The organism is Alteromonas sp. ABE4_545, from assembly GCF_056161325.1.
On sequence record NZ_JBSWYY010000031.1, the window covers coordinates 1 to 22016 of the forward strand.

Genomic DNA, 22016 nt, shown 5'->3' on the forward strand with positions numbered 1-22016 from the left:
GCACAGCGACTTCTGGTACAAGTACGTGGGCACCAATGGTGACATTCTCGGTATGACAACCTTCGGTGAATCAGCACCGGGTGGTGTATTGCTAGAGCACTTCGGCTTTACAGCTGACAACATTGTAGCCAAAGGTAAAGCGCTTATCGGCTAAGCCCGACAGCAACCAGCCTAAGGCACATCATTTCAAAAGGTCGCGCAAGCGGCCTTTTTTGTATCGATTATTCAGTGTGTTCTCTGGCAGTTAAAAACTGGCCGTAGCCTGTTTCACGGCCGATTGCTGGATCAAACTTGTCTTCTTCCACTGCAATTTTGCCGTTCACGAGAACAAATTTGACGATACCGGGATTGCGGTTCACCAAGCGTTGTAGCCCAAAGTTTTCCATGTCGGCCCAATGCACCGCTTCTAGATCTTGATTGAGTTGGCTAGGGTCGATAATGGCAATGTCAGCCCGTCGGCCTTTTTTAATATAGCCTGCGTCTATACCAAACCAATCAGCTTGATCGCCTGTCACACGCCATACTGCCTCTTCGATAGTCATTATCTTGCGCCCTTCATCATGAGACGATGCCACTAGTTGTAACATTCGCAAAGGCAGATTATAAAAAGCCATATTGCGAATATGAGCGCCTGCGTCACTGAACGATATCAGCGCGTGTTTGTCTTGCACTAAACGCTGTAAAACGGCTCTTCGATGATTACCTATTACGGTATACCAACGCAGTTTTTTGCCGTGTTCTACCACTAGATCGAGAAAAAGATCGACAACGTGTACGCCGCGATCTAACGCGATCTCGGCAAAGTTCTTACCAATGAGTGTGGTATCAGGGCAATCTACAATTTGGGCGTCGCCAAAATCACGTTGCCATACCCGAGGGCTAAGTTTTTCACCGTAGAATTTCCGAAAATCTCTGCGATAGGCTTCGTCTTTTAGTAACGCGTTGCGTTCTACTTCGTCGCGTAAATCCAAGGCGAGTTCGCCCGCTTGAAACTCTTCAAACAATACAATATCGATACCATCAGCATAGACTTTAAAAGGCGTGGGAATGAGTTGCCAACGAAAGTCTCCCTTAAACCAGTTTGTCACTTTAGACACTAATTTGGTCAGGTAGCGCAGATAAACACTGCCTTTTAAATCCATTTGGCTGATCAGCGTGGTTTTTAGTGGCGAGCGTAACCAGCCGATGCATTCACGCATATACTGGGTGACTTGTAATGGTGTGGCTGCGTTAGGTGCGCCCTGATGAATACGCTTTCGTTGCCGCACTATGTTATTCAGCCTGACAATTTCACGCCAGCGGGCATAGGTACTTGGCAGACTTTTCGACCATTCGCGATCGCCGTCTACTTTATCCCATTTTAAACGCATGGTAGAAAGCCCCACAAAACCTTGGTCGAAGGCTTCACTGAGTGTGTTTTCCATGGTTTTCATTTCTTCTTCTGTCGGGACGATCAAAGGGTCGGTAGCTCGACTCAACCCCATTGCACCTACTCGTAAATCACTGTGCCCGAGCATGCTGATTAAGTTCGGCCCCAAAGGCAGCTGACTAACGTGTTGTACCCATTCTGTCGGCGAACGCCAATGCATGGTTTTGGTTAATATGGGTAACACATTTTCCCGAGGTACGGTTTCTACACGAGTGAAAATATCGGATGCGTCCTCCGGCTCACAGCACACCATACTTAACGAACAACTGCCCACCATTACTGTGGTGACGCCATGCCGTAGAGACTCAGTGAGCCCTGGCGATACTAACAGTTCAGCATCGTAATGGGTGTGCGTGTCTATGAACCCAGGGGTTACCCATAACCCAGTGGCATCAATGCAGCGTTTAGCTTGATGAGCTGAAAATGGATGGTCGGCAACATCGACTACTTTTCCCGCATTAATGGCGAGGTGCTTTATGCTGGCCGCTTTAGGACTGCCATCAAAGACACGTCCATGATTGATAACGATGTCGAACATAGTCTGCTTCCTACCACGAAAATAAAAGTGAGTGAGGCTGAGTGAATGACTATATCTAAGCTTGTGGCAATGGCGCTTGTCATTTTGTGACATTATTCGATAATATTTAACAAAATGTTTAACTGGATATTACAATGCGGCGTGATTACCACATTAGAACCAGCGCATTACATCAAATTGATACCTTGTTTTCGTTACATCATCAGTCTGTCTCCACATTATTGGCGCCTTATCAATTAAGCGATGAAAGCTTAACCAGCGAACGACAAACAATGCCGGTAACGTCTTTTGTAACCTTGGTTAATCAAGCCGCTGCGCAGCTGCATATGCCTGACTTTGGTATGCAACTGGGAAAAATCCAAAACTTTGAGATGCTTGGGCCGCTCGGCGTGGTATTAGAAAACTGCCACACTGCAAGAGATGCGGCGAATGTGCTCAGCGCGTTAATGATGTTTCACAATCAGTCTGAGTATTGGGATTTTCAAGAATACCCCTCCGCTACCGTGATCCAGCGATATGATATGGTCGGCCACACTCTTGACGTGCGCCAATACCGCGAATTAGCAGTGAGTGCCTGTTTTCATTTATGCCGCCGGCTCTTGGGGCAGCACTTTCATCCAACTGCGATACACTTTGCCCACGCGCCAATGGCTGAACCGCAGGTTTACGAAGCGGTGTTTGGCGTACCGGTGCGATTTAACCAAGATGGTGAATGCATTATTTTGCCCGCCGATGTATTGAATGTGCCTATCGCACATTACATTGACGCGCTGCGGCAGGAAAAAGCAAGGTATCTGGCTTCTCTTCACCGAGAATATCAATGGGACTTGGTTCAGCATGTATCTATTCTTATTCAGCAATTACTTGCTGCACAGCAAGTGTCGGTGCCCCATATCGCGCAATTATTGGGGATGCATCCGCGAACTTTTCAGCGCCAACTGCGCCGAGAGGGCGTCAATTTTCGCGAACTGGTTTCGGCTATTCGCCTGCGCAATGCCCAGCGATATCTGGCGGCAAGTGACATAGACATCACCGCGATATCTCGGCTGTTGGGGTATCAAGATGTGGCCAACTTTTCCCGTGCTTTTTATGCCAAAGAAGGGTGTTATCCCTCTCAGTATCGGCTTGTCCATCGGGTTGAAAGCCGTCGCGTTAAATAATCATAAACCCACTGCTAAGGGTCGTAATGCCGAGTTATTGCCCGATTGGTTATAGTAGCTTTTTGCCAATAATAACAAGGTATTCACGTGAAAGTAGTGATGGTATTAGCTGTATTTTGTTCCTTTCTTACGCAGGCTGAAGGTTTGCGAAATGCGTACCAAAGCCAATTTTTGATTGGAACAGCCATAAGCTCGAAAGATTTAGCCACCCCCAACAACTATGTCACTGACAAAGTGTGCAAAGAGTTCAACGCTGTTACCGCCGAGAATGCCATGAAGTGGCAGAACATTCAGCCACAACCTGACGTGTTTGATTTTACACTGGCCGATCAATTGATGGCGTTGGCTAAAACTTGTGATGCCGAGGTGTTTGGCCATACCCTCGTGTGGCATCAACAAACCCCTGCTTGGGTATTTAAAGATGCAGCTGGAAAACCGTTATCTCGTGATGCCTTATTGGCTCGTATGCAATTACATATCAAAACGGTGATGGGACGGTACAAAGAGCAAATTACCGGATGGGACGTGGTCAATGAAGCGCTTGATGAACAAGGGCAACTACGTCAATCTCCTTGGCGTGAGATCATAGGCGATGACTATGTGGTTAAAGCATTTGAGTTTGCTCATCACGCAGACCCCAACGCGAAATTGTACTACAACGATTTTAACTTGTTTAAGGCTGACAAAGTGCGTGGTGCAGTGCGTATTGTTAAAGCCGTTCAACAAGCTGGTATTCCTGTTGCGGGCGTGGGGATGCAGGGTCACTATTTATTGCAAAATCCAACCTTGGAACAAGTGGAAACGGCGATCAATATTGTTCGCGAATCGGGCGTAAAAGTGTCAATCACTGAACTCGACATATCCGTACTGCCTTTACCTGAAGCGGCTAAAGCGGGGGCTGAGATCACCCAAAATTTCAAACTGGAAGCCGCGAACAACCCTTATCCAAACGGCCTGCCTACCGCGAAAGAAGCGGAATTAACGCAAGCATATCGAGATTTTTTCACCCTTTATCTAAAGCATAGTGATCTGATTGAGCGAGTGACCTTATGGGGGATCGATGATGGGGCGACATGGCGCAACAACTGGCCGGTAAGAGGGCGTACGGATTACCCTTTACTATTTAATCGACAGGGGCAACCCAAGCCAGCTTATCATGCGGTAATGGCCTTGCCGCAGTAAGCAGAGGCTGGCTATCACAACGGTTATCGATTGAGTTGACGCATTAGCAATGCTCTTAGTTGTCGGGCGTGGTTGTCTTCTAAAGGCGCTAACACACCTTGACCCTGTGAGGGAATATGAGCACTCGTTTGGGCCGCGTCACCAAAAACGTAATAATCAAAAAAGGCTCGCCATGCGGCTTTTTCATGCGGCGCTTTGTCGCGAATGGCAAGTAAGCCATGAAGTAAAGCGCTCATTCCTCCAGACAAATGCATTGGGGCGCGGTTCCACCAATAATTCACCATCACGTTAAAGGGCGAAAGCCCTTCTACTTGATGCCACCACATAGCGGGAATATAGATGCCGTCACCGGGTTGTAGCGTTACTTGAAAACCTTCTGCGCGGGCGAGTTTGAATTTGGGGAATTGCTCGTAATCAGGGTGGTGAATATCCACTAGCGAAATGGGCTGACCACCCGGCGTGATGTGCAGAGGGCCGGGGTATAAATTGGCAATTTGTTCTGGTGGAAAGAGTGTGAAGCGTCGTTCACCGGCTACGCAACACGCGATATTTTCTAAGGCATCAAAGTGACAACGTGCGGTTGAGCGGTTGCCAATCCAAATACTGGCCAAGGGAGGTTGGCAGGTGTCAGCAAGAGGTAACGTTGGGATGGCAACATGATTGTGCTCGATAAAATCAGGAAGGTGGCTGGCGATATGATTTGAGGCGACATAACGGCTGGGTGGCTGAGGTGAGTCGATATGGGCTTCAATGTCGTCGAGCATACTGGTTATCGTGCCCCTTACACTTTGATAATTCAGTGCTGTACCCGATGCGTCGTAACCGTATTGGCCCTGAATATCAGGCTCTCCCTGATACACCATGGTTGGTGCGCCATTGTCTTGTGATTTAATGTAATGAATAGCGGCCTGCGCACTGTGGCAAGCTTGAACGGCGGGCCATTGTGTCACTAAACCTTTTAATAATACGGGTTTGGCACTGCGAATGATTTCAGGGTCAATATACTCAGCGTTACAATGGGATACGGCCTCAAGATGATGCCAGCCAGCGCTTTGTTCAGAGGTCATTGGGTCTGCTCCAGTGCATGTTTAAGCTCAATCAAGGTTTCGATATTCCCTAGCGAGGTTTGCAACTGATAAATTAACTTGAGCAAACCCTGTTGATGCAATTCCTGCAAGGTATCGGCATTGAGTTGCTGCAAGACTTCGTCATTAATTGTTTCGTACCCCTGAATAGCCACTTTTTCGCCATTGATCAAAGTAACATCCAGCGACACTGGCGTGATCAAATTGTGTTTGTCTAGGGCCTCGTAAACCGGTTGTGCGGTTTGCATGCCGGTGTGCAATGTATCGAGTGTTTTACTGATTTTCTGCAAATAGGGGCTTTGCCCGCCGTGAGGTAAGAATATCGCCTGACTGTTCGCGCTAGTAGCTTCAGTCAGTCGTGGGTTTTGCATGTCAATATGCACCATGGGGTCTTGTGCTGAGCCACCCGGCTGTGTGTTGCGCTGATAACCTATGAGAAATGGGCCTTTAGCAATGACACCCGGTACGGTACGACCAACCCAACTACTTGCGACAATTGGGGGAGAATACTGTTCAGCCAGAAATAAATTTTCATCGCTGGCAAAGCCAAGTAAAGCCACGAGCTGCAAAGTATTGTTGTTTTGCTGGCGCTTGAACAGCAATGGGTATTCTTTATGTAGTAACTCTACTTCGGATGGGAAGGTGATAACCGTTCCCTTATTGTCTCCGAAAGTACGGCTGTATTGAGTGTGCACCCGTAGAGATTGATGTGTGACATTGTCGAGTAATTGTGTGTCTGACATAGCATTAACCTACATGAAAAAACGACAAAAGCGCAGAGAACAAAATGTTCACTGCGCTTGTTGTATTTAACGTGAATATACGGTGTTTACGTTAGAAGTTATAGCGTACACCCACTTGATAACGAGCACCTAAATCCTCCAAATACCACAATTGATTGCGGGTTCGGCCGTGTTCACGACGGTTTTCTCCGGTAATGTTGAGCCCTTCGACAAAAACAGACAATTGCTCGTTAATTTCATAACTCACATTGGCGTCTATTTGCGCATAGCTCTCCACATAGGTGGGGTTATTCGAACCGCGATAGTTCACTCGGTTGAGGTATTCATCGCGCCAGTTATAGGCAACACGTGCGGTTAGACCATCTTTTTCGTAGATCAATACTAAGTTAGCGGTGTCACTTAAGCCAGCCAAAGCAAACTGAGAAACTTCAGGGCTACCTTGATTGTCAAAACCAATATCACCGCGCACTAAGGTGTAGTTGGCCTGAACACCAAAACCTGATTCGCCGAAGAAGTGCTGTACCGCGAACTCTGCACCGTACAGTTTGGCTTCGCGGTTGTTTTGCGGCAAGCTTGTACGGAATACCATATCAGGGTCGCCTTCTTCTGGGATCAGATCCCATCCCGGAGTTTCTCCTAATTGTAATAGCTGCTCTGCACTACCCGTGTAATCGTCTGCACCATTCGGGAAGGCTTCTGGGTGTTCGAGCAATACCATCATGGCGAACAATGAGGTGTCGTCGACGGCAAATCCTCTATCTCGCAATGCCTCTGCGGCGGCCAAAGCCCGAGGGCCATTGGTTTGATCTTGAATGCCAAAGAAAGTGCGGTCTTCTTGACCCGTTCCAATGAAGTTGGCCACGCGTTTTTCGAAGAAACCAACCGAAGCGTAACTGTTTTCCTGATAATACCACTCTACCGACAAGTCGAAGTTATCAGACTCTAGAGGAAGCAAAGACGGGTTGGAAGAACTCGCCGTTGGCTTGGTTCCATTAAGTGTGGAGCCTGATGTGCCGAAACCACTTGGAGACACGCGCAGTGAGCCATAGCTAGCACGGGCAATGGTTTTACTGTAAGAGAATCGACCTTTGATGTCGTCGGTTAGCATGATGTCAAAATCCATGCTGGGCAACAGGTGGTCGTAACTAGCCTTTTCAGACAGTGGAATTGTGTCTGTATTAGGGTCGGTATACAAAGCAAAATCGTTGTTGTTTTCCCAAATTAGGTAACTGGGTGGTGTTACCAGAGAGGTTGATTCAACATCGGTGGTTTCGTATCTCACACCGGCTAGGAAGTTTACAGGCATGCCGCCAAGTTCACCGTTTAGGCCCACTTGGAAATAAGCCGCCATCGTGTCTTCTTTCACGATATCGTTGGTTGAAAACACATTGCTTACACCGAAGAAATTGGCATCGGTTGGGTAAAGAGCAATACCTTCGCGAGCCATAGCGACAGGGTCGCCAATAAAGCCCATTCCCTGACTTTCGCCCGTGTCGTAGTCGTCAAACATGGCACCAACATTGATGGGCGAGAGCAATCCTTCTGAGAACTCGCCAGGGTTAGCAATACCCCAGTTACCTAAGGTCATGTTGTCGCCTGCGGTTTGACGGGCAATCATTTCCATCGCACGAGTTTCAACACCAAAATCAATCTCACCATCGTCAAACATCCACTTACCGTCTAACTTCAGCTGATTGATTTCAGTTGATTGCGAAGCGTGTCGGAAGCGTAAAATAGATGAGCCTACGTCACCAGCATCAACAACACCGTTGCCATTGCCGCGAGTGCTGTCGTCGTACACATTGCGATAGGTAGGAAGCTCTTTGCCAAACCACCATTCACGAGACGCTACCGTAGGCGCACCAATACCAACGGCTATCTCACCTGATGCCGCGTTATCGCTGGGGCCACTGGGTAAGCTTTCCATTTTAGAACTGTGCGCGTCTAACGAGAGTAGTAAGTTGTCAGTTGCAAAATATTCCAGGTTAATACCAAGGGAGTTCAGCGTGTTTGTTTGCTCACGCCATTGTTGTTCGTACCCTTCGTCAACGGTACCGGTATATTCTTCGGCAACGTAAATCGGCGTAGCAACAGCGCCGTCATCAAAAATGACTTTGGTGACATTTGAACCGTTTTGCATCCAGTTGCCAATTTCGCCTCTGTGCTCTTGTACTTCGTTTTCAGCAAACAAATAGTCGATGGTTGCGGTTAGGCTCTCACTGGGGGCGTATTGCAACGTAAGTTGTGCGTTTGTACGAGTACGCTCTGTATTAGAAAAGGCGTAACGCAAGTCGTTTGGACGAGCATAAAGCTGCCCAACTTCAGGTGCGTTTTCATAAATGTCGCCGCTATTGTTAAATAGGGTGTCTGGGTCGTTTGGGTCGCCCCATACGCCAATGTTCCAGTCGTTCACTGTTGCACCCACATAGCCAGAATGACGCTCTTGAATACTTCCCGCTAGCGCTACACCAAACTTGGCATCGTCATCGGTCCAACTCATAATGCCTGACAATTCGGGGGTAACGTCATCACCAGTACGGTTGGTTGTGTCATGCACAGCTTTGGCACCCACATTGGCCTTAAACCCCGGCGTATCTAAAGGGCGAGCGGTTTTAATGTTGACCGTTGCACCAATACCACCAGTGGCAATGTTGGCTTTACTGGTTTTATATACTTCAACGCCGCGTACACCTTCAGACGCAAGGTTGGCGAAATCGAATGCGCGTGTGCCGCCACCTCTGGTGGTGCCGTCTGCACCACTACCGCCGCCATAAGTTTGTGCGGCGGGCATCATGCGGCCATTGAGGGTGATCATATTGTTTTCACCACCGAAACCACGTACGGTAATTTCGCTACCTTCACCGTTGGTCCGACTGATAGACACACCGGTAATTCGCTGTAAAGATTCTGCGAGGTTGGTATCTGGGAATTTACCCATGTCTTCTGCGGAAATGGCGTCTACCACACCCACAGATTCACGTTTAATTGAAGCTGCTTCTGCTAAGCTAGAACGCAAACCCGTCACTTCGATCACTTCGACAGGGTCGGTTTCTTGTGCGATTGCCGGCGTGATAACAGCGCTACCGAGCAATACTGATATGGTTTTTGTGAGTAGTGACTTTTGAAAGTCTTGTGCTTTTTTCATGTGTAGTGTCCCGTGTTGAGCCTGTGTCATACGCACACAAATTGACGCATCTGTGCGTAAACAAACCTTTTTAAAAACTCAATGTCGTTGCCTTTTACACGTCAGTGACAGCGTCGTTACTGATGTAAAAAACGTGTAAATAGCTTTTCATGGACTTGTATCTAAAGCCTATTATCTTTTTTATTATTGCTTGTCTTTTTTTGTGGTTTTCGAAGAACTTTCGCTGTTATTAACGCCCGTTAGCCGCTTTTTATTACTATGAGTAATATTGAGCGACAAAGTGCTAATATTGGCTATTTGAGAAAACCGGTTACGGTAAAGCGCCCTTGATAAGGGTTTAAGTTTGGCTCAAATGGGGTAGGGATATCGCCCGAATGTAATAAGGCACAAGGGTAAATAACGGCGCGATTGAATCGACAAGGAATTTGCAGCACACGCTCAAACAAGGCATTGTCGCCATTCATATATTTTGCTTCGGGTTGATAGTTTGCCAGTTCTGATTCCAGCTCTTGCAAATAACTTTGTACGTGTTGAGTAGTGATGGCGCTGCGGTAGCTGGCGCGATGGCGGTAAAAACTGGTTCCTCCGTGAGGTGGGGAGCAGAGGTAATGCACCATAGCTAATTCTTGCGTATACGGACGATCGAAATGGGGCACACGTTGCTCGCGAGTAAGAGCCGATGGTTTTTTGGTAACCATAGAAAAGTACGCTTTGCCTGATGATATGTTAGGTAACGTGTGGCTTTGTGCGGTAATTGCATTAACTGCCCGAATGGCATACTGCAGATAACCCGAAGGCGCCTCGCGGCGAATTCCTGGATAACCGTTGGCGCACTCATCGCCCGCGCCTAAACTGACTGCGTAATCAATGAGGCGCTCTGGGCCAGGCACAAAGTCGTCGATAACCCAGACTTCGTAACTAGTATTGTCGATGTGATGACGCGTGAACTTCACAGTGTTTCGCTTTGGCATTGTTCGCGAATATACGCGTCGTGAGAGGGCATATAATCAACCGAGCGTCGAACTACGTTGCGAATACTGTCCAACCTACTCTCAAGCGCCTGTTCAGAAAATATGTCGGCAAAGGCATTGTAAGCTTTGGGGCGTAAGCCCTGTCCGTACATCACTTCAAACCAACTGAGGTCGTTAAACAGTTCATTGTTGAAGCGATGAATTCGCCCATTTTCTTTAAACTGCTCAAGCTTCATCTGCAAGGTGTCGGGGATAGCCATGTTCTTACAGTAGCGCCAAAAAGCAGAGTCCTCGCGCTCCGTTACATGGTAGTGAAGAATGAGAAAGTCGCGAATACGGGTGTATTCAAAATCCATTTGGCGGTTGTATTCATCAATGTCACATTGAGAAGGGCCGGCAAACGGGAAAAAGGTGAAAAATTTAGAGATAGCGGCTTGCACCAAGTGTAGGCTGGTTGACTCCAACGGCTCCATAAAACCGCTCGCAAGCCCGATAGCTAAACAGTTTTTATGCCAAAACTGTTTGCGTTTACCGGTAGTGAAGGGGATGACTCTAGGCGCTGCTAGTAGGTCTCCTTCGATATTGTTGAGCAAGGTGTTTTGTGCGTCTTCATCTGACATAAATTGGCTGCTGTAAACATGCCCGTTACCAACCCGGTGTTGAAGTGGAATGCGCCACTGCCAACCGGCACTTTGCGCGGCAGCCCGAGTAAAAGGCCAAGGTGATTCAGGTAAGGTTGAGGGCGCAGTTACCGCGCGATCGCAGGGTAACCAGTGTTGCCAATTTTCATACCCTGTTTGCAGGGTTTCTTCTATAAGTACGCCTTTAAAGCCAGAGCAGTCGATAAAAAAGTCGGCGTAGTGTTCGGTGCCGTCTTGTAATGTTAGCGACCGAATATCTCCATTGGGGTGTTGTGTAACCGCCTCAACTTTGCCTTCTGTTCTGGTCACGCCATGTTGCTGGGCACATTCACTGAGATACTGCGCGTACAACCCCGCGTCAAAGTGAAAAGCATACGCAATATTAGACAGAGGGGAATTACCCGCATCGATACTGCGCATAAAGCGTTTTTCATTGCAGGCCAACGACGACAAGGTGTATTCGTCAAGTGGTGCGGCTTTGCCCCGCTGACGCATCTTTAACCAGTAGTGATAGAACTGCAAGCCTTCCATGTTCTTACCTACCTCGCCAAACGCGTGATAGTACTCATGGCCTTGCTTGCGCCAGTCTTTAAATTGAATACCTAACTTAAAGGTGCCTTTTGTACGCTTGAGAAACGTATTTTCATCAAGCCCGATTAAATCATTAAATAGTAATATCTGCGGGATTGTGGCTTCTCCCACCCCCACAGTACCGATGGCGTCTGACTCGATAAGCTGAATCTCGCAAGGGTGATTTTTGAGTAGTTTTCCCAACGCTGCTGCCGTCATCCAACCAGAAGAACCGCCGCCAAGGATAATGATTTTTTGTAAGGGCTTTTGCATAGTTTTATTTCTTCAGATGTCTTAACCAACAACAGCCAGAGAGTAAACTCTCCGGCTGTACCTGAATAACTTGTCGCGGTGAACTAGAAGTTCGCCCGCATGACAAAGGCAATACGACGGTCAGAAACAAACCATGAACGTCCCGCTCTTAAGCCTTCATTATTCAGCTGCATGATGGTTTCAGATTGCGAGTTGGTGAGGTTGGTCCCTTGAATACCCACAGTCAGGTTTTCATTCCAGTGATAGAAAATCGAACCATCTAACTGCCCGTGATCATCGTAGTAAAGCGGTGCTTTAGAAATCACATCACGGGTTGTGAGTAGGTAGCTCGAACGCCAGTTGTAGGCGATACGGCCACTCCAGGCGTCTTTTTCGTACATCGCGACTAAGTTTACTGTGTTTTTCGATTGCCCTTGCAGAGGCACGTTGTCGAGGTTTACCCGAATACCAGTATCACCAAAGTCATCACCTACCCAGCTTTCATCATCGGCATCAATTTGGTTGTTGGGTACGCCCGATGCATCTATGTAAGTATAGGTTGCTTGTAGACCTAAACCGTTCCAAGGCTCTGGCAACATATCAAAAAATTGCTGATACGCTACTTCGATACCGTCCATGCTGCCCTTGCCACCATTGGTGGTTGAGTTCACTAAAACGGTTTGGGTTTGGCCAGTAGTTGGGTTGGTATACTGCTGAGGTGACGCACCTTGAATAAAGTAATTTTTCAGGTCTTTGTGGAAGTAAGTCAGACTCAATTGGCCGACTTCTGCAAAATACCACTCGAGTGCCATGTCGTACTGGGTTGACTCCATTGGCTCTAGATAAGGGTTGCCACCCGAACCTGTCCATGCGGGCACGTAGGCTGATTGAATAAGGTTTTCACCCGGTTCAGGCTCGTAATCCGGATCAGGGTTTGTCACTGGGCGTACAGCTTGAATAGGTTCTGACCCCAAAGTGGCGCGGTTGCGAATATCTGACATATCTGGCAGTGCAACAGCTTTTGAGAAGGCAAAACGTGCAATTACGTCGTCCAATACTTCCATTTTAAAGTTAAAGCTCGGCAGCCACATATCAAACTCGGCTTTTGCCGCCACGCGTTCTTCGGCGTCGTTACCAAAATTGCGCTCATCAAGTGAGAGGTAGTTGAGTTGGTCACCAATCCAGCGGTTTTCTTCTGCCTCTAATGCGGTTTCGATATCGGCATAATTACCCGCTGCAATTTGCTCATCTAACCAACCACGCACAATCTCGTCGGTCAGTTGTACATTGGCAAATTGATCTGGTGGCAAAAAGTCAGGCACTAAATCAGGGAATGTAATGGCGCCTCTCGCATCGCGTTTCAGGTTTACATAACGCAAGCCAATGTTACCGCTATAACGCAAGTCACCGTTACCTTCAAAATTAACCCGAACGTAAACCGCTTTATTCTCTTCGGTTGTAATATTGACTTCGCCCGGGGTGAAAATGCCGTACTTGTCGTCAACACCATCTCGGTCTTGGTAGGGTTCCCATGTGCCACCCGCAGACATATATGGGCGAGCGCCATTCATGATTGAACGCACGTAGGCTTCTGTGGCATGGTAAGTTTGATTGCCCGGAATATTGGCAACATTACCGTTGTGGAAATCTGACCAATCAACCAACTCAAAGTTGTCTTGGTAATTCGGCAGCGTGTCTAACCAACCCGCAGGCGCAGCACTGGTAAACTCTGGCGCGAGAGACCCCCAGTTCCAGCTGGTTAAACGCACGGTTTGTTCGCGTTTAGCGTAACGCACACCACTTTGCACTGAAGTGAAAATGCCGTCGGAATCGAGGAAGTATTTGCCGTCTAGACGAGTGGCAATCGAGTCACCTTCTGAGCGTTCCCAATGGTCCATGGCGCTGCGTAAGAAGTACGACGTAGGATCTTGGAAATAGTTGGTATCGCCTGCTGGGTCATCGGTAAACCCTGGGTAGACACCGTCAGCGTATACCTCTGGGTTCGCGTCGCGGTAACCAAAATAGGGTTCGATCAATGTTACCGAAGGTGTGCTTCCTGTGACATCATAGGTTTGCGCAGAAAATGCCCCAGTATGCACCACCACATCGTTGTCTTGGGTTTTGGCTTTGATGTACTGAATATCACCAATGAGTTGGAGGTTTTCTGTCGCCATCCATTCTAGGTTGAATGAGAAATCTTCTACTAGGGTGTCGGTTTGCTTAATACGCGAGTCAAACTGTGTAGGATAGCCAAACTGAGGGCGGCCACCGGTTTCCCAAGAGCGAATAATACGGTCGTTGTTGCCATCGGAGGCACGCCAACCATCTACGCCTTGAGTCATAGTGCCAGACTCAAACAAACCTTGGTCATCAAACGAGAATTCTGTGCCATCAAGAGGGCGCGTGCGTCGATTATCAATGTTGTAATAACCGCCTTGGTATTTTACCGCTTGCTCATGCCATGACAGGCTTGCGTCTGAACGAATGTATTGCATGGTAGCCAGTAAGGTTTCATCTTCGTTTTCCCATTGCAGTGCGCTGGCAAAGCCTTCGCGTTTGCGGTCGTCAAACTTTTTCAACAGGTTAGATGCATTGGGCATCCACACAGTGCCATTGCCGTCTTCGCCAACAAAGGCTTCTGCGCCTGCTAGATCTCGTGCATAAAACTGCACATAGGCGTCAGATTGAATACCGTGTGACTCTCCGTATAACTGTGAATTGGCATAGTTGAGTAAAAGGCCTATTTCACCGTTGCCGTCGAGTTTCCAGCGGTCACTGTATAGGCCAGAAAATGTGGGGCTGCCTTTCTCGGCAATATCACCGTACGAGTAGTCAGCACTGATAGCAATCACGCGGTCTTGAGAATCAAAAGGTTTACGTGTGCGCAGGCTCACCGTTCCCCCAATTCCCCCTTCAATCATATCGGCCGTTTGGTTTTTGTATACGTCGACACCTCCCATCAATTCAGGCGATACGTCTTGAAAGGACAAGCCGCGTCCACTGTTGGCGGTGAAGGAGTCTCGACCATTAAATTCACTGCGCGTTTGTGTCATACCGCGTATAATGGCGCCACTGCCTTCCACACTGAAGTGATCGGGGTCATCTGGGCCAGCAAAACGTTCAACAGATACACCGGGAAGGCGCTGAATTGCCTCTAAAACACTGCGATCTGGCAAGGTACCAATATCATCAGCAGTAATAGCATCGACAACAGTGTCTGAGTTTCGCTTCAGGTTTTGGGCACTAAATAAATTGCCTCTTATTCCCTTTACTTCAATGGTTTCAACAACATCTTCGTCATCTGCCTTTTCCTTGTCTTTTTCTTCGTCAGCGGTTTGTGCCCACGCTGAGTGCATTGTAGAAAGTAAAGCAATAGCAATGAGTGATTTATTGAAACTCTTTTGGCGCGACAAATTGCTTTGTCTCCGTTTTGTGGCCATCATTTTTCTCCAGTGAGATTGAGTGGGTGTTCTCTGCTTTCTAATGTTCGTCCTTGGTCTGCGCTAATTACGGCATGGCAGAAGGATGTTTTATTGTTCGGAAATAGTGCTGGAGAGTAAAAAAATCGTCAATAAAGTGTAAAAATATCACAATCAAGAAACAATAAAACGCAACACTATATTAACATTTGTGGTAAATATGGCTGTGACGAGTGGGTTTTTCGTAATTAAACGCAGTGACAAAAGCAGTGACAAAAGCAGTGACAAAAGCAGTGACAAAAGCAGCACAGCAGTAGGTGTGGTTAAACACCCAATGCTGTGTTGGGGAGGGTGGTTATAAATTTTGTAATGCGGCCAGTGCGTAGACTAACGGGGCATTCCAATTAATGGTGACTTCGTTGGTTGAGTAGCTACACCAGTTGTCTAAATAAGACGTAGCAGGCAGGTTTGAATCGTATTGGCATTGGTCTTGATGGCCGTTTTGCGGGCCACCAACTAAGAAGCCAGGTACAGGTTCTGCAACGTTATCTGCGCGAGACTGTCTGTGGTGGATGAATAATGGTGATCGCGAACCAAAGCCAGTGATGTAGCTGTAGCCAGTGGGGTTTCTTCCCAATACGTAGTCGAGCATGTTAAAACTGGCAGTGAGGTATTTTTTATCTTGTGTTTGTTGGTAAGCAACCGCGAGTATCATGGCATGATTCATTGCCACGCCATTACTACCCCACACAAAGTCGTTTTCTCTCATGGCAATGCGATAGGGTGATTGCGCATCTTGCGCTACCAAAACATCGGCATAATCTATAAAGCGTTGCATGATCTGGTTGCGTAATTCTACTGGCAACGACGTTTGCTTCTGTTGTAGTAATGAAACATAGCCAAGCCCCGTGGTATTTCCCCAACTTGGTGTCGACGGATAACCAAGGCTCTCGCTTGCTGTGGTGAGATAGTGTTTCTCTTTTGTGGTGATAAACAACTCTGCAGCGGCCCATGCAAATTCGTCGGTGAATTCATTGTCGCCGTATTCGCCAGTGTGTACGTTCTCTTCGTTCTTGTACGCCACAGCAGGGTTAGCCTGAGCCCATAACCATGCGTTGGTCGCCGCTTGTATGTACTGCGTTGCGTCATCTGGGTATACACGTGCTGCGACCGCCATCACTGCAGCAAAGTTTAACGTGGCCGCTGTGCCTTTGGCGGTGAAATATCGTTGGGCAGTGGTTTTGTGAGGCATTACATCACCAGAGAAGTGTAGCGTGGTCAGTTTGTGATAAACCCCACCATCGCTGTCTTGCATGGTAAGCATCCATTCAAGGTTCCACGCAATCTCATCTAGCATGTCAGGCGTGTTATTACTCGACTCAGGAATATTCCACCGGCGGTTGTGGTAGTAGTCTGGGAAATCTAAATAAGCACGCATGAGCGTATAGGTAGAAATGCCAGAATTAACAATGTATTTGTTGTAATCCCCGGCGTCGTACCAGCCTTTAGCGCTAGGTTTTGTTTGTTCTGGGGCTGATAGCACAATAGCGCTATTGTCGGGGTGACCCATTGGTCGCTGCCATTTTCCAGCATATGCTGGGTCTAGGGCTAGGCCTGCACGATTGAAATAGTAGGCTTTAATCGATGCATCGTGGATTTCAGAATAAATGGCATTGTCTATGCGGAAGGTTGCTGATACTGCGTGATCGCTTAACGATACGCGATACAGCCCTGGTTTTGTTACCGCGCTGGCATCAATAATAGCCGTGGTATCACCCGACAACGCCCAAGGTTGAGGTTCACCGGTTGTCCCCGTTAACACAATATCGTTATTGTCGACTTGTGTAATGATATAGCGCTGGGGTGTCGACGTAGTTACTACAATATACTTGGGTTGTTGTGGTAGGTAGCCTACCTGATTAAGTCTCAATTCGGGAAGGGCTTGCGTAGTGGGCATAGATTTATCTGTACTGCATGCGGCCAATACAAATAAGCTAAGTAGTAAAACCAGCGCCCTTTTTCCAATGGCTGACGTCTTCATAATAGTCCTGTTTTTTATGAGCAATGTTAGGCAAGTCACTTATCTTAGTGAATAAAGCGTTATGAAAAGCAATTTCGCGCTTTGCGTTTTTTATCTTCTATCCTCTTAACCTGTGAGGCGTCGTTTTTACAAGGATATACTGGTACAAACTCATCGCCTGACAAAGGAAAAGTACATGAAGATCACTCAGGCTAAAGTGATAATTACTTGCCCGGGACGCAATTTTGTCACCTTGAAAATCACCACGGACGACGGGCTAACTGGGATTGGAGACGCTACGCTTAATGGGCGTGAACTCGCCGTTGCCAGTTATTTGGAAGACCATTTGATCCCCTGTTTATTGGGCAAAGATGCCAGCCGTATCGAGGATATCTGGCAATACTTTTATCGCGGTGCGTATTGGCGTCGAGGGCCTGTGGGGATGACAGCCTTGGCTGCCATTGACATCGCTTTGTGGGACATAAAAGCGAAAGCCGCTAATATGCCCCTGTATCAGTTGTTGGGGGGCAAAAGTCGCGACAAAGTAATGGTTTACGGCCATGCAAATGGTGAGTCGATAGCGCAGACCGTTGACGAAGTGGGCCGATATATCGATATGGGTTACAAAGCCATTCGAGCGCAAACCGGTGTGCCAGGGTTGGCCAGTACCTATGGGGTGTCGAAAGACCGGTTGTTCTACGAGCCGGCAGATGCCGATTTACCCACTGAAAACATGTGGTCGACCACCAAGTATTTGAACAGTATTCCACAACTGTTTGAAACGTTGCGGGATAATTATGGGTTTGAACATCATCTGCTGCATGATGCACATCACAGATGTACTCCCATTGAGGCCGCTCAGTTGGGCCGTTCACTTGAGCCATACAAATTGTTTTGGCTAGAAGATGCAGTACCCGCAGAGTTGCAAGAAGGATTTCGTTTGTTCAGGCAGCATACGACAACGCCCATTGCGGTAGGCGAAGTATTCTCGTCAATTCACGATTGTCAGCAGCTGATCACAGAGCAACTTATCGACTATATTCGCACTACCTTAGTTCATGGCGGTGGAATTACTCACTTACGTCGTATCGCACATTTGGCCGAGCTTTATCATGTGCGAACGGGCTTTCATGGAGCAACTGACTTAAGCCCCGTGACGATGGGGGCTGCGCTGCATTTTGACAGTTGGGTGCATAACTTTGGTATTCAGGAATACATGAAGCATACGCCTGAAACCGATGAGGTCTTTCCTCATGACTATCGCTTTGAAGACGGCTATATGATTGTCGGTGAAACAGCCGGTCATGGCGTTACCATTGACGAAGAGGCCGCGAAAAAGTATCCCTACCAACGTGCTTATTTACCGGTTAACCGGTTAGAAGATGGCACCATGTATAATTGGTAACGCGTTCTATATTGCCGTGAGTAAGCATAAGCCCCAGCTAGAGTTGGGGCTTTTGCTTTGTTTTGAGCGTTTATTGTGCCGGGGCCGGTAAGGACGCTTCGAATGGCGTCGCGGGTAGGCCTTGGGCACTGTATAGGCCCGCTTGAGGGTTGTCGGCCCATGCGTATCGCACATGTTTTGGTGCAGTAATATCAGGGTGAGATAAACGCACCTGATTGCCAATCAGCTTCACGTTTGCCCATTGGTAAGCGCCGTTTACACTGGCGATGGCAAAGCTGTGGTCCATGGGGTTACTTGCGGTTAGCTGACCTTGCGTATGGGAAAAGGTAAGTACCAGTTCGTTGTTTTCGCGTTGTATTTTAGAAAGGCGAGGGCCTACATATTCATTGCCTTGGTGGTATGCAATGTGATTGGCAGCAAGGGCGAGACGCTCACCGACCGCCTTTTTGTTCACGGGATGTACGTCATTCCATTCACCAATATCAATGGTCACAATAGACGCGGTATTAGGTAGCTCAGACGCGTTGAGTTGTTTGTTGCGCAAACTCGCCCACTGACTTTCTAAAGGTAGGGCTTGAGCAGACATAAAGTTGCTCAGCTGAACAATAAAAAAGGGCAAGTCTGGTTGGTGCCATTGGTTGCGCCAATCGGTGATCATGGCCTTGAGTTTGTCGTCGTAATTGTCGGGTGAACCGGCATTGGATTCTCCTTGATACCAAAGTATCCCTGTTAATGGATATTCAGTAGCTGGGGCAATCATGGCATTGTATAAGCCCATTGGCTTCCAGCGGATAAAGGTTTGAGATGCTAAAGGGGGAACTTCTGCGGCAATTTTATAGCGCCACTCACCAGACAAACTAAGCCTAGCCTGTTCATCGCCAATAAAATAAGGTTTATCCAATACAAAACCAGAGTTGCCGCCATTTGAGGTAACTCGCACCGTGATGTGGTTTTCCCCCTTTTTCAATAACGCTTGTGGAACGTGATAACGACGAGGGGGGTACATATACGTAGTATTCCCCACTTGTGTACCATTGATGTAGGCTTCGTCTGCATCGACAATACGCCCTAGACGCAGTGTAAGGTCGTGATCAGGTTCATGCTCCAATACAAATGTTTTACGCAACCACCATACGCCAGCAAAGCCAGATTTAGCTTCGGGCAAGTCCGCTGGCAGGGTTATCACTTGCCACTCACTGTCATCGAGCGCGCTTGAATACCAAGGCGTATTTTTTAACCCTTGGTCTTGCTGGTGGAGGTTTTGATACCACGCATCTTGTCGAGCTTTATCTGCGCTTTTTACGCTTTGCTGCAGGGCTTTGTCAGCATATTTTTTGCCTTCAGCAATCAGGTCAGGATAAGGCGCGAGTATCTCTTCTCGCATCCAGGCTTCAATGGGAGAGCCACCCAATGAGGCGTTAACAATTCCAATGGGCACTCCGTGTTCATGGTAAAGGCTACGTGCAAAGTAAAAGGCCACTGCGGATAATTGACGGATATGTGGGGCGGTGGCTTGCAACCATTCACCTTGTTCATAATCTTGGTTTTCATCGTCAAAGCGGTACGTATCGGGGACGGTGAATTCTCTAATCAGCGGGTAGTTCGCTTGGGCTACGTCCAACGGGTACGCTTCTTCTACCCGCCTCATTGGAAGCTCCATATTGGACTGGCCTGACGCTAAAAAAACATCGCCGAAATACCAATCATGGCGGGATAGTTCGTTGTCACTTACTAAAGTTAAGGTGTGCGGCCCGCCTGCTGGCATAGGGTCGAGTATAAATGACCATTGGCCTTGCTGAATAGTGGCTGTGCCTAACGGTTTATTGTCTAAATAAACTTGAATGGGTGTGTTTGTAGATGTATTGCCTTTGAGTTTAATGGGCGTATTGCGTTGCAATACTGCACCGTCAGAAAACAGTTGATGTAGTGATATGTCGGCATAACTCGACCAAGGGCAAAGTAGCGTACATAAAAGCAATAAGCGGGTCACAATTCTCTCCAGGTAGAAACAAAAAATGCGGGCAAGCCCGCATTTTTAAAACACATTATCTCAATTAACGGTACAAGACTTGGTTAACTTGGTTTTCTAGTTTTTCTTGCGCGCCAGATACAGGTTTAGGGTCAAGGGCCTGTTCTTGGGCAAATGTGGCGAGAGCTTCCAGCGAATAATCGCCAGTGAGTATTTGTTGCCCTAAGGTTTGATCCCAGCCTGCATAACGTGTGGCTTTGGCTTCACCGATAAAGTCGTTTTCGATCATGGCGGCTGCTTTTTTCAGTGCCAATGCACAGGTATCCATACCACCAATGTGCCCGTGGAATAAATCGGCTGCGTCTATACTTTGTCTGCGAAGTTTGGTGTCGAAGTTAAAACCACCTGACGTGTACCCACCATTTTTGAGGATTTCATAACAAATCAATGTCATTTCTTCCACGCTATTCGGGAATTGGTCAGTGTCCCAGCCCAACTGGGCATCGCCGCGGTTGGCATCGATAGAGCCAAAAATACCCAATGAAAATGCGGTGGCAATTTCGTGATGGAAAGAGTGGCCGGATAGGGTGGCGTGGTTCGCCTCAATGTTTACACCAAACTCTTTCTCTAAACCAAATTCTTTTAAGAAACCGTAAACCGTTGCGGTGTCGTAGTCATACTGATGCTTAGTAGGCTCTTGAGGTTTGGGTTCAATCAGCAACATACCCTTGAAACCGATTTTGTGTTTGTGCTCAACTACCATATTCATAAAACGGCCAAGCTGTGCACGTTCGCGTTTAAGGTCGGTATTGAGTAACGTTTCGTAGCCTTCACGGCCACCCCATAACACATAGTTTTCGCCGCCTAGCTTTTGCGTTGCGTTCATGGCGTGAAAAACCTGAGTTGCGGCGCGAGAGAATACTTCAGGGCATGGGTTTGTTGCCGCGCCAGACATGTAGCGAGGGTGACTAAACACATTGGCTGTGCCCCATAAAAGCTTCATGCCAGTTTGCTCTTGCTTTTGGCCTAACACATCAACCATTTCACTGAAGTTGTTGATGTAGTCTTTAATGCTGTCGCCTTCTGGCGCTACGTCGATATCGTGAAAACAATAATAAGGAGCACCCAATTTAGCGAAAAACTCAAATGCCACATCGGCTTTTTCTTTGGCTTTTGTCATTGCATCGCCAGGCGTTAACCAAGGGCGAGAAAAAGTACCGCCACCAAATACGTCAGCGCCATCCCAGCAGAAGTTGTGCCAGTAACATGAAGCAAAACGCAGGTGTTCTTCCATTGTTTTTCCCAACACCACTTCTTGGGCATTGTAGTGTTTGAACGCCAGTGGATTCGTTGACTCAGCGCCTTCGTATTTTATTGGGCTGATGTCCTGAAAATAGTTAGCCATAGTTAGCTCCTGAAATGGGCCGAATGGCCCGTTATAGTTGTTAGCGCTCAGTGTGGGCAAAGAGCTAACAGGTCACAATTAC

Annotated in this window: 15 protein-coding genes; 5 read left to right on the top strand and 10 right to left on the bottom strand. The window is 47.7% G+C overall.

Features of this window, described 5'->3' with window-relative positions; all coding sequences use genetic code 11:
* On the top strand, positions 1-154 hold a 154-nt coding region (locus ACXAH6_RS17885; protein WP_474879090.1), incomplete at its 5' end, for a transketolase-like TK C-terminal-containing protein.
* Between the two features lie 67 nt (positions 155-221).
* On the opposite strand, the gene ACXAH6_RS17890 is transcribed toward ACXAH6_RS17885, so the two are convergent.
* Positions 222-1967 (bottom strand): N-acyl-D-amino-acid deacylase family protein, encoded by a 1746-nt coding sequence (locus ACXAH6_RS17890; protein WP_474879052.1) that lies wholly within the window; start codon positions 1965-1967, stop codon positions 222-224.
* A gap of 134 nt (positions 1968-2101) precedes the next feature.
* Between ACXAH6_RS17890 and ACXAH6_RS17895 the strand changes: the two genes are divergently transcribed.
* The gene (locus tag ACXAH6_RS17895) at positions 2102-3127 is read left to right on the top strand and encodes an AraC family transcriptional regulator (protein ID WP_474879053.1); all 1026 of its coding nucleotides are present in this window, start codon (positions 2102-2104) and stop codon (positions 3125-3127) included.
* Positions 3128-3214: 87 nt separating this feature from the next.
* Entirely contained in the window at positions 3215-4309 is a 1095-nt protein-coding gene (locus tag ACXAH6_RS17900) for an endo-1,4-beta-xylanase (RefSeq protein ID WP_474879055.1), read from the top strand.
* Positions 4310-4332: 23 nt separating this feature from the next.
* Here the strand turns inward: ACXAH6_RS17900 and ACXAH6_RS17905 are convergent, their stop codons facing one another.
* The 6 genes from ACXAH6_RS17905 to ACXAH6_RS17930 form a co-directional block, all read right to left on the bottom strand.
* Complete coding sequence (locus ACXAH6_RS17905) at positions 4333-5376, bottom strand: cupin-like domain-containing protein (protein WP_474879056.1); 1044 nt, start codon at positions 5374-5376, stop codon at positions 4333-4335.
* Entirely contained in the window at positions 5373-6137 is a 765-nt protein-coding gene (locus ACXAH6_RS17910; RefSeq protein WP_474879058.1) for a SapC family protein, read from the bottom strand. Before ACXAH6_RS17910 ends, ACXAH6_RS17905 begins: the two co-directional genes overlap by 4 nt.
* Before the next feature lie 91 nt (positions 6138-6228).
* Positions 6229-9282, bottom strand: coding sequence for a TonB-dependent receptor (locus tag ACXAH6_RS17915; RefSeq protein ID WP_474879059.1), 3054 nt, complete (start codon positions 9280-9282; stop codon positions 6229-6231).
* Positions 9283-9575: 293 nt separating this feature from the next.
* Positions 9576-10235, bottom strand: a complete 660-nt coding sequence (locus tag ACXAH6_RS17920) for a DUF6445 family protein (RefSeq protein WP_474879061.1) — start codon at positions 10233-10235, stop codon at positions 9576-9578.
* Positions 10232-11737, bottom strand: a complete 1506-nt coding sequence (locus tag ACXAH6_RS17925) for a tryptophan halogenase family protein (RefSeq protein WP_474879063.1) — start codon at positions 11735-11737, stop codon at positions 10232-10234. Before ACXAH6_RS17925 ends, ACXAH6_RS17920 begins: the two co-directional genes overlap by 4 nt.
* 83 nt (positions 11738-11820) lie before the next feature.
* On the bottom strand, positions 11821-15159 hold the full coding sequence (locus ACXAH6_RS17930) for a TonB-dependent receptor (RefSeq protein WP_474879065.1): 3339 nt from the start codon (positions 15157-15159) through the stop codon (positions 11821-11823).
* A gap of 196 nt (positions 15160-15355) precedes the next feature.
* Here ACXAH6_RS17930 and ACXAH6_RS17935 point away from each other — a divergent pair, with 196 nt between their 5' ends.
* Entirely contained in the window at positions 15356-15496 is a 141-nt protein-coding gene (locus ACXAH6_RS17935) for a hypothetical protein (RefSeq protein ID WP_474879067.1), read from the top strand.
* Here the strand turns inward: ACXAH6_RS17935 and ACXAH6_RS17940 are convergent.
* Complete coding sequence (locus ACXAH6_RS17940) at positions 15491-17176, bottom strand: glycoside hydrolase family 9 protein (protein WP_474879069.1); 1686 nt, start codon at positions 17174-17176, stop codon at positions 15491-15493. The genes ACXAH6_RS17935 and ACXAH6_RS17940 overlap by 6 nt on opposite strands.
* 175 nt (positions 17177-17351) lie before the next feature.
* Between ACXAH6_RS17940 and manD the strand changes: the two genes are divergently transcribed.
* Positions 17352-18560, top strand: a complete 1209-nt coding sequence (gene manD / locus ACXAH6_RS17945; RefSeq protein ID WP_474879070.1) for a D-mannonate dehydratase ManD — start codon at positions 17352-17354, stop codon at positions 18558-18560.
* Positions 18561-18630: 70 nt separating this feature from the next.
* On the opposite strand, the gene ACXAH6_RS17950 is transcribed toward manD, so the two are convergent.
* Both ACXAH6_RS17950 and xylA read right to left on the bottom strand, forming a co-directional pair.
* Positions 18631-20550: a sialate O-acetylesterase gene (locus ACXAH6_RS17950; protein WP_474879074.1), complete on the bottom strand. Its 1920-nt coding sequence runs from the start codon at positions 20548-20550 to the stop codon at positions 18631-18633.
* 64 nt (positions 20551-20614) lie between these two features.
* Entirely contained in the window at positions 20615-21934 is a 1320-nt protein-coding gene (gene xylA, locus ACXAH6_RS17955) for a xylose isomerase (RefSeq protein WP_474879076.1), read from the bottom strand.
* Between the last annotated feature and the right edge of the window lie 82 nt (positions 21935-22016).